This window comes from Streptomyces sp. NPDC090083 (genome assembly GCF_044747445.1).
Taxonomy (GTDB): Bacteria; Actinomycetota; Actinomycetes; order Streptomycetales; family Streptomycetaceae; genus Streptomyces.
On sequence record NZ_JBIVED010000013.1, the window covers coordinates 155,608 to 170,801 of the forward strand.

Consider the following 15,194-nt stretch of genomic DNA (forward strand, 5'->3'; position numbering starts at 1 on the left):
GATACGTTCCGTGGCGCTCACCTCTCCACGGCGCGCCCGAGGACGGCGACTGAGGCGGTTCACCCGCCGTGACGTCGTCGTCCTCGGCGTGCTGCTCGGCATACCCGTCCTGCTCGACGTCGTCATCATCTGGGGCCCGACGCTGGCCTCCATCGGCCTGTCCTTCACGGCCTGGGACGGCATCGGCGACATCCACTGGGTCGGCCTGGACAACTACAAGAACCTCGCGACCAACTACCCGCCGTTCTGGCCCGCGGTCCGCCACAACATCCTGTGGCTGCTCTTCCTCGGCCTGATCGCGACCCCGTTCGGCCTGCTGCTGGCCGTCGTCATCGACCGGGGGGTGCGCTTCAGCCGCTTCTACCAGTCGATCCTGTACATGCCGGTGGTGCTCTCGCTGGCCATCGTCGGCTTCATCTCGCAGCTGATCCTCGGCACCGACCAGGGGGTCGTCAACACGATCCTCAACAACCGCGAGGATCCGGTCGACTGGCTCGGCAACGCCCACCTCAACATCTGGATGATGATGATCGCGGCGAGCTGGCGGCACGTCGGCTACGTGATGATCCTGTACCTGGCCGGCCTCAAGTCCGTCGACCCGCAGCTGAAGGAGGCGGCGGCGATCGACGGCGCGAACGAACGGCAGACGTTCTTCCGTGTGGTGTTCCCGGCCATGCGCCCGGTCAACGTCATCGTCGGCGTCATCACGGTCATCGAGGCACTCCGGGCCTTCGACATCGTCTACGCCGTCAACAAGGGCCGCAACGGCCTGGAACTGCTGTCCGTGCTGATCACCGACAACATCATCGGCGAGGCCAGCCGCATCGGCTTCGGCTCCGCCATCGCGGTCGTCCTGCTCGTCGTCTCCCTGGGGTCCATCGTGACGTTCCTCGTCCAAGAGCTGCGAGGTGCGCGCGACTGATGGCCGCAGACATCCGCACCGCACCCGTCCGCCCGGCCGCGGCACCGGCCACCGCCCCCAAGCCCCGCCCCCGGCGCGGCCGCTGGGGCGTGCACATCTTCCTGTCGGCGGTCTCGCTGGCGTTCGTCGCACCGCTCCTGCTCGCCGTCTACGCCTCGCTGCGCCCGTACGACGAGACGGCGCAGCACGGCTACTTCTCCTGGCCGAAGCACATCTCCCTCACGTACTACCGCCAGGCCTACACCCAGTCCGACATGGGGAAGTACTTCACCAACACCCTGACGATCGCGATCCCCGCCGTGATCGTCACGCTCTTCCTCTCCTCCTTCGTGGCCTTCGCGGTGTCCCGGCTGAAGCTGCGCGGCGGCATCGTCCTGCTGATGTTCTTCACGGCGGGCAACCTGCTGCCCCAACAGGTCATCGTCACGCCGCTGTACGTGCTGTTCAACAAGGTCCCGCTGCCCTGGTGGATGTCCGACTCGCTGACGATGTACGACTCCCTGTGGGCCGTGGTGATCGTCAACATCGGGTTCCAGATGGGGTTCTGCGTCTTCGTGCTGTCCAATTTCATGCGCACGCTGCCCCAGGAGATCCTGGAGGCGGCGATCGTGGACGGCGCCGGTGTGTGGACCCAGTTCTGGCGCATCACGCTGCCGCTCTGCCGTCCGGCCCTGGCCGCGCTGGCGACCCTGGAGTTCACCTGGGTCTACAACGACTTCCTGTGGGCCCTGATCTTCATCTCCAACCCGGACAAACTGCCGATCACCTCGTCGTTGAACAATCTGCGCGGGCAGTTCTTCACGGACTACAACCTCCTCGCGGCGGGCTCGGTCCTGGTCGCCCTCCCGACGATCCTCGTCTTCCTGCTGCTGCAGCGGCACTTCATCGCGGGGCTGACGCTGGGCTCCACCAAGGGGTGACGCGCTAGGTTTTGAACGCGTTCAAGTTTCTGCGCTAGGCTCCTCCCGACAGAAGGGGGAGCCCGGTGAAGATCGTCATTCCCGGTGGCACGGGACAGGTGGGCGCGGTCCTGGACCGCGCCCTGACCGGGGCCGGCCACGAGGTCGTCGTCCTGACCCGGCGGCCGACGCGCGACCGCGAGGTGTGGTGGGACGGCGCGACCCCGGGCTCCTGGGCCCGGGAGATCGACGGCAGCGACGTCGTGATCAACCTGGCTGGCCGCAGCGTCAGTTGCCGCTACACCCCCGCCAACCTCAGGGCCATGATGGACTCGCGCGTGCACTCCGCCCGGGTCGTCGGCGAGGCCGTCGCGGCCGCGGCGCACCCGCCGCGCGTGTGGCTCCAGATGAGCACCGCCACCATCTACGCCCACCGCCACGACGCCCCGAACGACGAGGCCACCGGCGTGATCGGCGGCGACGAGCCCGGCGTGCCCGCCTACTGGTCCTACAGCGTCGACATCGCCAAGGCCTGGGAACGCGCGCAGGACCGCGCCGACACCCCGCACACCCGCAAGGTCGCCCTGCGTACCGCCATGGTGATGAGCCCCGACCGCGGCGGCGTCTTCGACGTCCTGCTGGGGCTGGCCCGGCTCGGCCTCGGCGGTCCGGTCGCGGGCGGGGCCCAGTACGTCTCCTGGATCCACGACCAGGACTTCGTGCGCGCCGTCGAGTTCCTCGTCGACCGGGACGACATCGCCGGACCGGTGAACCTCGCCGCCCCCGGCCCGCTCCCGCAGCGCGCCTTCATGCGCGTCCTGCGCGCCGCCCGGGGCCTCCCCGTCGGCCTGCCCGCCACGAAGTGGATGGCGGAACTGGGCGCCTTCGCCCTGCGCTCCGACACCGAACTCCTCCTGAAGAGCCGACGGGTCGTCCCGGGACGGCTGCTCGACGAAGGGTTCGCCTTCGACCATCCGCACTGGCCCGAGGCCGCCGTCGACCTCGTCCGGCGGGCCCGGCACGGGACGGGTTCCGCCCGGCGGCCGGTTCGGGCGTGACCCCTGCGCGCCTCGTCAGTTGAACGGGGCATGAAGAAGCGCAGCATGCTGGCCATCGCCTCCCTCGCCACCGGGTTCGTCGTCGCCGCGATCACCCCGTCGCACTCCCACGACCACGACGTGCTCGGCGACCTGAACGTCAAGGACACCGTGGGTGCCATGGATCACCTCGTCAGCGACGGCAGCTTCGCCGCCGACGAAGGCGTCCTGGGACAGAACACCTGATACCACCCGGAAGAGCTCGGCGCCGGTGCCTCGTCGGAGGGGGCACCGGCGCCGTCGTATGCGCGCCCTCAACTGCGGCTGGTTTCCGTGGCAGGGTGGAACGGGCAAGCCTCATGGGGCCAACAGAAGAGGGGGAACTGTGACCGTCGTCTGGATCAACGGCGCTTTCGGTGCGGGGAAGACGACCACCGCACGGGAACTGGTGGACCTGATCCCGAACAGCACACTCTTCGACCCCGATGTCATCGGCGGAGCGCTGCCTCAGCTGCTCCCGCCCAAGCACCTCGCGGAGGTCGGCGACCTCCAGGACCTGCCGATGTGGCGGCGGCTCGTGATCGACACGGCGGCGGCGATGCTCGCCGAGCTGGGCGGGACCCTCGTCGTCCCGATGACCCTGCTGCGCCAGGAGTACCGGGACGAGATCTTCGGTGGTCTCGCGGCCCGCCGGGTCGCGGTCCGGCATGTCCTCCTCGCTCCGGCGGAAACGATCCTGCGCGAGCGAATATCCGGCCGGGAGATCCCACCGGACCTCCCCGACGGCGAGATCAGGACCCGGCAGTGGGCCTACGACCACATCGAGACCTACCGAGCCGCACTCGGCTCCTGGCTCACCGCCGACGCCCACCCCGTCGACACCAGCGCGCTCACCCCGTACGAGACGGCCGTCCGCATCGCCGGCGCCGTCGGCAGCGGCACCGTGCCCGTGTGCGACATCGTGCAGACCCCGGAGCCCACCTCCGAGACCCTCGCGGCCGGTGTGCTCCTCTTCGACGAACACGACCGCGTGCTGCTCGTCGACCCCACCTACAAGGCGGGGTGGGAGTTCCCCGGCGGCGTCGTCGAATCCGGCGAGGCACCCGCCCGGGCCGGCATGCGCGAGGTCACCGAGGAGACCGGCCTCGTCCTCGACGACGTACCCCGACTGCTCGTCGTCGACTGGGAACCGCCCGCGCCGCCCGGCTACGGCGGACTCCGCTTCCTCTTCGACGGCGGCCGGCTCGACGCCGCCGTGGCCCGCCAACTGCTCCTGCCCGGACCGGAGCTGCGCGGCTGGTGCTTCGCCTCCGAGGAGGAGGCCGCTGACCTCCTGCCGCCGGTCCGCTACGAGCGGCTGCGCTGGGCGCTCAGGGCCCGGGAGCGCGGGGCCGCGCTGTATCTGGAGGCGGGCGTCCCCGTGGGCTGACAGCCCGTCAACGCGCTTGCTGATCAACGATGTTGGTCGGGACTTTGCGCTTTCGGGAACACCACCTGGCGACTTTGCGGAGCGTGGGTCATTCCGATAACAAAGCGAGGGTGAATTGTCGCCTTCCCGGTATGAACAAGAACGTGAAGAAGGTACATCCGAGCTCTAACGTCTTTGCGCAGCTCAGTTCTCTCGCGGCCGCCGGCCGCCTTGACGGGACCGGACACATCGCCGGTCGAAGGAGAGGAACATGCGCGCGCCATCCTCCGCCCTCACCCGGGCCCTCACCCTCGCCGCCGGGCTCACCCTGGTGCTCACCGCCTGCAGCAGCGGCGGCGGGGGCGGCGGCTCCGGCAAGAGCAGCTCGGCCGGACTCACCTCCTGCAACACCGTGGGCAAGGCCAACACCTGCAACACGGCCGCCACCAAGTCCGGCGGAACGTTCACCTATGTGCTGGAGAAGAACATCCAGCAGTGGAACGTCCAGGACGTCAACGGCAACACCTTCGAGAACGGGGAGGCCCTGGAGGTCGTCCTGCCGCAGGTGTTCATCCCCCAGCCGGACTTCACGGTCGCCCTCAACACCGACCTGGTCACCTCGGCCACCCAGACCAGCACCAGCCCCCAGACCATCGTCTACAAGATCAACCCCAAGGCGGCGTGGAACGACGGCACGCCCATCACCGCCGACGACTTCACGTACTACTGGCGCACCAACAACGGCAAGGACTGCCCGCCGCCGCCCGCCAGCGACTCCACCCAGACCCACGGCTGTCTGCCGCAGAGCACCGCGGGCTACGACCGCATCAAGTCCCTCACGCCCTCCGACAACGGCAAGACCGTCACCATGGTGATGTCGCAGCCGTACTCGGACTGGAAGTCCCTGTTCGGCGCGGGCTATCCGCTGTACCCGGCCCACACCGCCGAGAAGATCTCCGGCGCCAAGGCCGGTGACGCCACCGCGATGACGGCCGCCCAGATGGCCAAGGCCTGGCAGTACTTCCTGAAGACGCCGCCCACCAAGTACCCCACGGCGGGCGCCTACAAGATGCAGCAGTGGGTCGACAACGACCACGCCACCTACGTGCCCGACCCCAAGTGGACCGGTGCCAAGAAGGCCACCCTCCAGCGGCTGATCTTCAAGGTGATCTCGGACGCCACGCAGGAGCCGACCGCCCTCAAGAACAACGAGGTCCAGGCGATCTACCCGCAGCCCGAGGTGGACCTGGTCAACCAGGTCAAGGACATCCCCGGCATCACGTACGTCATCGGCAACGGGCTGACCTGGGAGCACTTCGACCTCAACCTGCACGATCCGGTGATCGGCAAGTACCTGGCGCTGCGGCAGGCGATGTTCACGGCGATCAACACCAAGGACATCATCGCCAAGACGGTCGGCCAGTTCGACCCGGTCGTGAAGCCGCTCGGCAACCACAACTTCGTTCCCGGGCAGGCCGGTTACAAGGACGTGGTCAGCGGCACCGGCCAGGGGTCGGGTGACCTGACCAAGGCGAAGGCCTACCTCACGGCCGCCAAGTTCACCGGAGTGGGCACCGCGCTGAAGACCCCGGACGGCAAGGCCGTCGGTCCCTTCAACTGCCGCTACACCACCGGGAACCAGATCCGGCAGAGCGAGTGCCAGATCCTGCAGAGCAACCTGGCGAGCCTCGGCATCAAGATCACCATCAAGCCGATCGGCGCCGCCGACCTCGGCACGGTCCTCGCCGGGCACCAGTACGACATCATCGTCTTCGCCTGGGTCGCGGCCCCGTTCCCGAGCAGCGGCGCGCAGCAGAACTGGTTCACCGGCGGTGGCGGCAACTACGGCGGCTACAGCAACAAGAAGGCCGACGCCCTGATCTCGCAGGCCGTGGGCGAGACGGACGCCACGAAGTCCGCCGCGCTCCTCAACCAGGCCGACCAGCTCATGGTGAACGACGCCTACGTCCTGCCGCTCTACCAGAAGCCGACGTTCTTCGCGACGCAGACGCGGTTCGTCAACATGCGGAACAACTCCACCAACGTCGGACCGGCCTACAACACCGCCGAGTGGGGCCTGAAGAAGTAGTCCCACGGCCGACCGCTCCACCGGCACGCCCGTCGAGCCCGGCCCCGCCGGCAGCGGGGCCGGGTCCGGCCCGGACGGCATCCACGACCCGCCGGCCCCGAGAGAAGACCGCATGCTCGCCTACACCGTGCGTCGCATCCTCGTCTCCATACCCGTCCTGATCGTCTCGACGTTCGTCGTGTTCCTCGTGGTCATCAACTCCGGTGACCCGGTGGCGAACTTCGCCACCTCACGCCAACCCGCGCCCAGCAAGGCGGCGGTGGCCGCCTTCGCCCGCCACATCCACGCCAACCAGCCGGTGATGGAACGCTACTGGAACTGGATCACCGGCGTCCTGCACGGCGACTTCGGCCCGTCCGTGCAGGCCAACCTGAACATCGGCCACGACCTGTTCACCCGCTTCAAGGTGACCATCACCCTGGTCGCCGCCGCGATGGTCCTCGCGCTGATCCTGGCCGTGGTCTTCGGGGTGTTCAGCGCGATCCGGCAGTACTCCGCAGCCGACTACACCATCACCTTCTTCGGCTTCCTGTTCCTCGCCATGCCGGTGTTCTGGTTCGCGGTGCTGCTCAAGCAGGCCGGGATCTGGTTCAACCAGAAGACCGGCAGCCAGTTCCTCGGCACCATCGGCGAGAAGTCCCCGTACCTCGAAGTCGACACCACCTGGAACCAGTTCACCGACCACGTGGGCCATCTGATCCTGCCCACCATCACCCTCGCCCTGGTCTCCTTCGCGTCCTGGACCCGCTACACCCGCGCCTCCATGCTGGAGGTCCTCAACAGCGACTACGTACGGCTCGCCCGCGCCAAGGGGCTGCGGCGCGGCAGGGTGATGACCCGGCACGCGCTCCGCACCGCCCTCATCCCGCTCGCCACCGTGACCGCGCTCGACATCGCGATCATCCTGGGCGGCGCGGTGATCACGGAGACGATCTTCCAGTGGCACGGCATGGGCGAGATGCTGGTCCAGGCGGCGACCACGCTCGACGTCTACCGCACCATGGCCTGGCTGCTGCTCTCCGCCGTCGTCGTCATCGGGTTCAACCTCATCGCCGATCTGCTCTACGCCGTACTCGACCCGAGGATCCGCTATGACTGACATCGAGGCACCGGGGTCCGCGGGTACTCAACTACCGCGCGGAGACAACGAGTTCACCGTACGACAGCGCACCCAGACCCAGTTGGTGCTGCGCCGCTTCCTGCGCCACCGGGCCGCGATGGTCAGCCTCGTCGTGTTCGTGCTGATCATCCTGTGGGCGTTCATCGGCCCGCACCTGTGGCACTACTCGTACCGGAAGTACACCGAGGACAACTCCCAACCCCCTTCCCTCAAGCACCCGTTCGGCACCGACTCCTCGGGCTACGACGGCTACGCACAGGTCATGCGCGGCACCCAGACCTCACTGAAGATCGCCATCATGATCGCGCTCGGCTCCACCCTGCTCGGCGCGGTCTGGGGAGCCGTCGCCGGCTTCTACCGGGGCATCGTCGACGCGGTCATGATGCGCATCGCCGACCTGGTGCTGACGCTGCCGCTGTTCGCCATCGCGCTCGTCATCTCCTCGCGCACGGGCGGCTCCTGGTACTGGATCGCCATCGTGATCGCCGGACTCACCTGGGCGTACGTGGCCCGCGTGGTGCGCTCGGCCGTCCTGTCGCTGCGCGAGAAGGAGTTCATCGAGGCGGCACGGGCGCTCGGCGCCTCGGACACCCGGATCATCTTCCGGCACCTGCTGCCGAACGCGCTGGGCCCGATCATCGTGAACGCGACGATCCTGGTGGCGACCGGCATCCTCACCGAGACCGCGCTGTCCTTCCTCGGCTTCGGCGTCCAACCCCCGGACACCTCCCTGGGGTTGCTGGTCTCCCAGGCGCAGACGGCGGTCGACACCCGGCCCTGGCTCTTCTACATCCCCGGCGCGTTCATCATCGCCATCGCGCTGACCATCAACTTCATCGGCGACGGACTGCGCGACGCCTTCGACCCCCGGCAGCAAAGGGTGCGACAGTGACGACCACGAGTCATGGAGTGCGGGAGGTCCCCGTGACGTCCGCCGTGCTCGAAGTCGAGGACCTCAGCGTGGAGTTCGCCACCGAGGACGGTCCCGTACGGGCCGTGCGCGGCGTCGGCTACCGGCTCGACCGGGGCGAATCGCTGGGCATCGTAGGGGAGTCGGGGTCCGGGAAGTCGGTCACCGCGCTCGCCGTGATGGGGCTGCTCCCGTCCGGCGCCAGGGTGCGCGGCTCGGTCCGCTTCGAGGGCACCGAACTCCTCGGGCTGTCCGACGCACGCCTGTCCGACCTGCGCGGCAGCGGCATCGCGATGATCTTCCAGGACCCGATGACCTCCCTCAACCCCGTCTACACCGTGGGCTATCAAATCGCCGAGACCCTGCTCCGCCACAACCCCGAGATGAAACGCGGCGACGCCCGCAAGCGGGCGGTCGACCTGCTCGGCACGGTCGGCATCCCCAGCCCCGAACGGCGCGTGGACACCTACCCGCACGAGATGTCGGGCGGCATGCGCCAGCGCGTCGTCATCGCCATCGCGATGGCCAACGACCCGGACGTCATCATCGCCGACGAGCCGACCACCGCCCTCGACGTCACCGTGCAGGCGCAGATCCTGGAGGCCCTGGAGACCGCCCGCGCCGAGACCGGCGCGGCGCTCGTCCTCATCACCCACGACCTCGGTGTGGTGGCCGGCCACACCGACCGGGTCGCGGTCATGTATGCCGGACGGATAGTGGAGACCGGCTCCGTCGAGGACATCTTCTACACCCCGCGCATGCCGTACACCTTGGGCCTGCTCGGCTCCCTGCCCCGCATGGACCGCGAGGAGGCACGTCTCACCCCCATCACCGGCTCACCGCCCAGCCTGCTCAACCTGCCACCGGGCTGCCCCTTCGCACCGCGCTGCCCCATGCGCCGGGACGTGTGCGACACCGACGAACCGGCCCTGCGCAGAGCCGGGGGAGACCTGCACCTCAGTGCCTGCCACTTCGCCGACGACCTCGTCGACACCGGCGCCGGCCAGGTCTTCGGCGCGGTCGGCGCGGACGCCGAGGCCCTGGCCCGCTTCGCGGACGCCGCCCCCGCCACGCACCCCGAGGAGGACGCCGTATGACCGCGCCCGTGCGGGCCGCCGACCCGCTGCCGCCCCTGCCCGGCCACGGCGGCACCGGCGAACCCGTCCTCCAGGTGCGGGACCTGGTGAAGCACTTCCCGGTGATGTCCAAGGGCGTCGTCCGCCGCCGCGTCGGCGACGTGCACGCCGTGTGCGGGGTCTCCTTCGACCTCCACGAGAACGAGACCCTGGGCCTGGTCGGCGAGTCCGGCTCGGGCAAGACCACGATCTCCCGCACCGTCCTCGGCCTGGAGCGGGCCACCTCGGGCCGGGTGCGATACGGCGGGCAGGAGCTCACGGAGCTGAGTCGACGTCAGATGCGGCCCCTGCGGCGGGAGTTGCAGATCGTCTTCCAGGATCCGTACGCCTCCCTCGATCCGCGGATGACCGTCCACGAGATCGTCGCCGAACCTCTGCGCATCCACGGCCGGTACGGGGTCGGGGCGGGCGGCGAGGTGAGCGAACTCCTGCGTCTCGTCGGACTCAACCCCGAGCACGGCAACCGCTTCGCCCACGAGTTCTCCGGCGGACAGCGCCAACGCATCGGCATCGCACGGGCGTTGGCCCTGCACCCGAAGGTGGTCATCCTCGACGAGCCGGTGTCGGCGCTCGACGTGTCGATCCAGGCGGGCGTCCTCAACCTGCTGATGGACCTGCAGAGCGAACTCGGCCTGTCCTTCCTCTTCGTCGCCCACGACCTGTCGGTGATGCGGCACGTCGCGGGCCGGGTCGCCGTCATGTACCTCGGGCGGCTGGTCGAGATCGCCCCGGCGCGGCAGCTGTTCGCGCGCCCGGCGCATCCGTACACCCAGGCCCTGGTCTCGGCCATCCCGCTGCCCGACCCGCGCAAGGAACGGGCCCGTACCCGCATCACCATCCAGGGCGATGTGCCGAGTCCGGTCCGTCCGCCCAGCGGCTGCCGCTTCCGCACCCGCTGCCCCAAGTTCGCCGGCCAGCTCACCGACAGCGAAAGGACGTCGTGCGTCGAGGAGGTACCGGCGCTGGTCGACCGGGGCGGCGGCAACCCGGTCGCCTGTCACTACGCGGAGAGCGTGGAGTTGTTGTAGACGCGGTTCAGTTCGTCGCCCGGGTACGGGGTGAGCCGACTCTCGTTCTGCACACGGTGGTTGAAGTCCGCCAGCACGGCGGTGAGCGGCGCGTGCCGGGTGATGATCGAGGCGGCGGCGTCCGGGACTCCGCCGGGCCGCTCGCCGTCGGCGCAGGCGCGCACGAAGGCCTCGCGCTCCGGGAGTCCGTACCCGTACAGGGCGACGACGAGCCAGTTCACCAGCCGGGCGGTGGTGGAGGAGCGGTCGTAGTGCCGGTGCCGGTCGAAGAACTGGCGCTCCTCGGGGGCGAGTCGGAAGCGGGAGGAGACGGCCAGGCCGTAGTCGGCGAGATAGAGCTGGCGGCCGTCGGTGAGGATGTTCTCGAAGTGGGCGTCGAAATGCAGCAGCCGTTGCTCGTCCAGGAAGCCGGTGGTGGCCTTGAGCCGTTGCTCGACGAGGGTGCAGGCGGTGTCCGGATCGCCGGTGCGCAGCTGCTCGTCGAGCCAGTCGTGGAGTGTGTGCGGGAAGTGCTCGACGAACAGGGTCAGGCTCGCGCTCGCCGTGCGCCGGGCCTCGATGTGCTCACGCACCTGTCGGGCGCCGCCCCAGTAGGCCACGACCCTTTCCACATCGGCCAGTTCCTCGTGCAGGGGCTGGGGCGTGTCGGGCAGTACCCGCCAGTGGTGCATCAGCGGAAAGCCCGGGAACCGGTCCGCCAGCACCCAGTTCGTGGCCATCGTGTGCACGGCCAGCTCGCGCCAGACACCGAAGCCCGGGCTTCCGAGACCGTAGTGGCAATAGGCGGGCATCCCGAACACGTTGGCCGTCGACCGCACGTTCTCCGCCCGCCGCTCCACATCCGTGAGCGGCATCCGCTTCACGAACACCTTCCGGCCGTCCACCTCGATCAGTACCGAGCGCCCCCCGATACCGACCCCCAACGGAGTGCCCGCGTCGACCAGTTCGGCGATTTCACGGTCGGAGAGCAGGGCGAGGTGCGTGGCGATGCCGGTGTGCGCGGCGACGCGCTCGGTGCGGGACATGCCACCCTCCTCGGTCAGGCGGTGCCGAGCCGGACGGCCATCTCCACGGTGACCTCGTCGTCCGCCGCGAGACCTCGCGGCGCGCGCACCGCGTTCTTCAGCGGCAGCAGATAGCCGCCGTCCTTGGGGAAGAGCGATGTGGTGAAGACCACGTCACCGATCCTGGCCTCGACCGGGATCACGCCCCAGCCGTACGAGGCCAGGGCGGCGACCTCGCGGATGTCGGCCGACTCCTCGTCCGGCACGGGGACGAAGTGGTACGGCGACGGGCCGCGCCACTCGATCACCCGGCCGGTGAAGACGAACCTCATCGCCGCACCGCCCCTCCTCAACGTCCGTCGGCCCGGGCTCAGTTGGCCGCGTAGTTCTGCAGGAACAGCGCCTCCGCCACCGACAGCCGCTCCAACTCCTCAGGAGAAACGCTCTCGTTCAGCGCGTGGATCTGGGCCTCCGGCTCGCTGAGGCCGATGAGGAGGATCTCCGCCCGCGGGTAGAGGGCCGCGAGGGTGTTGCACAGGGGAATGGAGCCGCCCTGACCGGCGTACTGCATCTCCTCGCCCGGGTAGGCGACCGCCATCGCGTCGGCCATCGCCGTGTACGCCGGGCTGGTCGTGTCGGCGCTGAACGGCTGGCCCTGGCCGATCTGCTCGGTGCGGACGCGGGCGCCCCACGGGATGTGGGACTCCAGATGGGCCTGGAGCAGCTTGGTCGCCTCGGCCGCGTCCGTGCCCGGCGGCACCCGCAGGCTCACCAGGGCACGGGCACCGGCCTGCACGGACGGGGTGGCGCCGACGACCGGCGGGCAGTCGATGCCGAGGACCGTGACGGCCGGGCGCGCCCAGATGCGGTCGGCGACCGTGCCGGAACCGATCAGCCCGACGCCGTCCAGCACCTTGGCGTCCTGGCGGAACTGCTCCTCCGCGTAGGCCAGTCCGTCCCAGGAGGAGTCGGCGGGGAGGCCCTCGACCGCCGTGGAGCCGTCCTCGTCACGCAGCGAGTCCAGGACGCGGATCAGCGCGGCCAGCGCGTCCGGCGCGGCTCCGCCGAACTGTCCGGAGTGCAGGTTGCCTTCGAGGGTGTCGACCTGCACCCGCAGCATGGTCATGCCGCGCAGGGTCGTGGTGACCGTCGGCAGACCGACCCGGAAGTTGCCCGTGTCGCCGATGACGATCGTGTCGGCCTCCAGCAGCTCGGGGTGGGCCTCGGCGTACCGCTCCAGGCCGCCGGTGCCCTGCTCCTCCGAGCCCTCGGCGATCACCTTGACGTGCACCGGAACGCCGCCGTTGGCCTTGAGGGCGCGCAGCGCGAGCAGGTGCATGATCACGCCGCCCTTGCAGTCGGCGGCACCGCGGCCGTACCAGCGGCCGTCGCGCTCGGTCAGCTCGAACGGCGGGGACGTCCAGCCGGCCACGTCCAGCGGGGGCTGCACGTCGTAGTGGGCGTACAGCAGCACGGTCTTGGCGCCCTCCGGGCCGGGCAGGAAGCCGTAGACCGACTGGGTGCCGTCCGGGGTGTCGAGCAGGGCCACGTCCTGGAAGCCCTCGGCGCGCAGGGCGTCGGCGACCCAGTTCGCGGCGCCCTCGCTCTCGCTCTTCGGGAACTGGTCGAAGTCCGCCACCGATTGGAAGGCCACCAGCTCGGTGAGCTCCCTCCGCGCCGTGGGCATGAGCGAGGCGACGGTCTCGGCGACCGGATTCGACGGCATGGGCACGCTCCTCGTGGGTGCGACGTTGTACGAATGATGCCGACGATCCTCCCACAGCGGTCTGTGGCGATGTCCGCCGTAGGATGCGGGGGACAGGTGCGGCAGCGGCTTGATCGGGAGCAGTAGACCATCGTGAGCAGCGAGAACTCTTCGGCGGACGACGAACAGCGGGTGTGGGACGTCGTCGTGGTGGGCGCGGGCCCTGCGGGGGCTTCGGCCGCCTACGCGGCGGCGGTCGCGGGACGGCGCGTGCTGTTGCTGGAGAAAGCCGAGCTGCCCCGCTACAAGACATGCGGCGGCGGCATCATCGGACCCTCCCGCGACTCCCTCCCGCCCGGCTTCGACCTGCCCCTCAAGGACCGGGTGCACGCCATAACGTTCTCGAACAACGGACGTTTCACGCGCACCCGCCGCTCCCGGCAGATGCTGTTCGGGCTGATCAACCGGCCCGAGTTCGACCAGCAGCTCGTCGAGCACGCGCAGAAGGCGGGCGCCGAGCTGCGCACGGGCGTCACCGTGACCCGGGTCGAGCAGCACGGCTCGGCGGTCCCGGACCGGCGTACGGTCGCGGTCGTCCTCCAGGGCGGTGAGACGGTGCTCGCCCGGGCCGTCGTCGGCGCCGACGGCAGTGCCAGCCGCATAGGGGCGCACGTCGGCGTCAAGACCGACCAGGTGGATCTGGGTCTGGAGGCGGAGATCCCGGTGCCGGAGACGGTCGCCGAGGACTGGAAGGGCCGGGTGCTCATCGACTGGGGCCCCATGCCCGGGAGTTACGGCTGGGTCTTCCCCAAGGGCGACACGCTCACGGTCGGCGTGATCTCCGCGCGCGGTGAAGGCGCCGCCACGAAGCGGTACTTGGAGGACTTCATCGCCCGGCTCGGTCTCGCCGGCTTCGAACCGAGCATCTCCTCGGGGCACTTGACCCGCTGCCGGGCCGACGACTCGCCGCTCTCGCGCGGGCGGGTGCTGGTGTGCGGCGACGCGGCGGGGCTGCTGGAGCCCTGGACCCGGGAGGGCATCTCGTTCGCGCTGCGGTCGGGACGGCTCGCGGGGGAGTGGGCGGTCCGGATCGCCGAGGCGCACGACGCGGTGGACACCCGCCGCCAGGCGCTGAACTACGCGTTCGCGATCAAGGCGGGCCTGGGCGTGGAGATGAGCGTCGGCAAGAGCATGCTCGCGATCTTCGAGCGGCGCCCGGGTCTGTTCCACGCCGCGCTCACCGGCTTCCGGCCGGCCTGGAAGGCGTTCATGGACATCACCAGGGGCTCGACGACGCTGGGCGAGCTCGTGCGCAGCCATCCGATGGCCCAGCGCGCGCTGACCGCGATCGACCGCAGGAACGCGGAGCCGGTCGTGCCGGTCGAGCCGGCCGAGGAGCCCGTGGAGGGCGAGGTCAGCTCCTGACCGTGATGTGGAAGACAGGGTGGTCGGGGGCGATGCGGCGCAGCTCGTCGTCGGAGGAGTCCGGGCCGACTCCTCCGAAGAACACCCCGACCTCGGCCTTCCACCGCTTGAGGTAGGCGCGCAGCAGCGGCACCTTGTCGTCGCCGGTGACCTCGGTCGCGGTGAACACGTCCACCTTCTTGCCGAGCCGCAGCTCGCCGCCGCCCGCCGCGCGCATGTTGTGCGTCCACTGGACGTGTCCGCGCGGGGCGACGAGGTACTGCTGTCCGTCCACCGTCAGCAGGTTCACCGGGGTGGTCCGCCACTCGCCGCTCTTGCGGCCGCGGACCGCCAGTACCCGCGAACCCCACACGCTGAGGCCGCGGCGGGTGGTCCAGGCGACGGTGCGGTTGAGGATGTTCACGGTGAACCAGCCGGGCTTCTGGACGTGCGTGGTCATGACTTCTCCCAGGTTATGGAGAGCGCGGCTCACTTTTGTGAGCACTGCTCTCGCTGTCGTGAACAGTCTGCA

Annotated in this window: 15 protein-coding genes; 11 read left to right on the forward strand and 4 right to left on the reverse strand. The window is 69.6% G+C overall.

Annotated features, from left to right (window positions below; all coding sequences use genetic code 11):
* Window positions 1-10: 10 nt before the first annotated feature.
* The 10 genes from ACIPTO_RS35430 (at window position 11) to ACIPTO_RS35475 (ending at window position 10,549) form a co-directional block, all read left to right on the forward strand.
* The gene (locus ACIPTO_RS35430; RefSeq protein WP_366320416.1) at window positions 11-922 is read left to right on the forward strand and encodes a sugar ABC transporter permease; all 912 of its coding nucleotides are present in this window, start codon (window positions 11-13) and stop codon (window positions 920-922) included.
* A complete protein-coding gene (locus tag ACIPTO_RS35435) occupies window positions 922-1,842 on the forward strand; it encodes a carbohydrate ABC transporter permease (RefSeq protein WP_366320414.1) in 921 nt (306 codons plus the stop codon). The genes ACIPTO_RS35430 and ACIPTO_RS35435 overlap by 1 nt, the downstream gene beginning before the upstream one ends.
* 65 nt (window positions 1,843-1,907) lie before the next feature.
* Complete coding sequence (locus tag ACIPTO_RS35440) at window positions 1,908-2,879, forward strand: TIGR01777 family oxidoreductase (RefSeq protein WP_401198903.1); 972 nt, start codon at window positions 1,908-1,910, stop codon at window positions 2,877-2,879.
* 30 nt (window positions 2,880-2,909) lie between these two features.
* A complete protein-coding gene (locus ACIPTO_RS35445; protein WP_266774491.1) occupies window positions 2,910-3,104 on the forward strand; it encodes a hypothetical protein in 195 nt (64 codons plus the stop codon).
* A gap of 139 nt (window positions 3,105-3,243) precedes the next feature.
* Complete coding sequence (locus tag ACIPTO_RS35450) at window positions 3,244-4,287, forward strand: NUDIX domain-containing protein (protein WP_401198905.1); 1,044 nt, start codon at window positions 3,244-3,246, stop codon at window positions 4,285-4,287.
* Window positions 4,288-4,537: 250 nt separating this feature from the next.
* Window positions 4,538-6,355: an ABC transporter family substrate-binding protein gene (locus tag ACIPTO_RS35455; RefSeq protein WP_366320408.1), complete on the forward strand. Its 1,818-nt coding sequence runs from the start codon at window positions 4,538-4,540 to the stop codon at window positions 6,353-6,355.
* Between the two features lie 112 nt (window positions 6,356-6,467).
* Entirely contained in the window at window positions 6,468-7,454 is a 987-nt protein-coding gene (locus tag ACIPTO_RS35460) for an ABC transporter permease (RefSeq protein WP_366320406.1), read from the forward strand.
* Window positions 7,447-8,367: an ABC transporter permease gene (locus tag ACIPTO_RS35465; protein WP_401198908.1), complete on the forward strand. Its 921-nt coding sequence runs from the start codon at window positions 7,447-7,449 to the stop codon at window positions 8,365-8,367. Before ACIPTO_RS35460 ends, ACIPTO_RS35465 begins: the two co-directional genes overlap by 8 nt.
* A 17-nt stretch (window positions 8,368-8,384) precedes the next feature.
* Window positions 8,385-9,482 (forward strand): ABC transporter ATP-binding protein, encoded by a 1,098-nt coding sequence (locus tag ACIPTO_RS35470; protein ID WP_401199085.1) that lies wholly within the window; start codon window positions 8,385-8,387, stop codon window positions 9,480-9,482.
* Window positions 9,479-10,549: an ABC transporter ATP-binding protein gene (locus tag ACIPTO_RS35475; RefSeq protein ID WP_401198909.1), complete on the forward strand. Its 1,071-nt coding sequence runs from the start codon at window positions 9,479-9,481 to the stop codon at window positions 10,547-10,549. Before ACIPTO_RS35470 ends, ACIPTO_RS35475 begins: the two co-directional genes overlap by 4 nt.
* Here the strand turns inward: ACIPTO_RS35475 and ACIPTO_RS35480 are convergent.
* The 3 genes from ACIPTO_RS35480 to ACIPTO_RS35490 are packed head-to-tail and all read right to left on the reverse strand — an operon-like array spanning window position 10,522 to window position 13,279.
* On the reverse strand, window positions 10,522-11,574 hold the full coding sequence (locus tag ACIPTO_RS35480) for a protein kinase family protein (RefSeq protein WP_401198911.1): 1,053 nt from the start codon (window positions 11,572-11,574) through the stop codon (window positions 10,522-10,524). The two genes, ACIPTO_RS35475 and ACIPTO_RS35480, sit on opposite strands and share 28 nt — an antisense overlap.
* 14 nt (window positions 11,575-11,588) lie before the next feature.
* Window positions 11,589-11,885, reverse strand: a complete 297-nt coding sequence (locus ACIPTO_RS35485; protein WP_401198913.1) for a DUF1905 domain-containing protein — start codon at window positions 11,883-11,885, stop codon at window positions 11,589-11,591.
* Between the two features lie 38 nt (window positions 11,886-11,923).
* The gene (locus tag ACIPTO_RS35490) at window positions 11,924-13,279 is read right to left on the reverse strand and encodes a dipeptidase (RefSeq protein WP_401198915.1); all 1,356 of its coding nucleotides are present in this window, start codon (window positions 13,277-13,279) and stop codon (window positions 11,924-11,926) included.
* Between the two features lie 132 nt (window positions 13,280-13,411).
* Here ACIPTO_RS35490 and ACIPTO_RS35495 point away from each other — a divergent pair, with 132 nt between their 5' ends.
* Entirely contained in the window at window positions 13,412-14,683 is a 1,272-nt protein-coding gene (locus ACIPTO_RS35495; protein WP_401198917.1) for a geranylgeranyl reductase family protein, read from the forward strand.
* Here ACIPTO_RS35495 and ACIPTO_RS35500 read toward each other — a convergent pair.
* Entirely contained in the window at window positions 14,673-15,122 is a 450-nt protein-coding gene (locus tag ACIPTO_RS35500) for a nitroreductase family deazaflavin-dependent oxidoreductase (protein WP_401198919.1), read from the reverse strand. The two genes, ACIPTO_RS35495 and ACIPTO_RS35500, sit on opposite strands and share 11 nt — an antisense overlap.
* Window positions 15,123-15,194 lie beyond the last annotated feature (72 nt).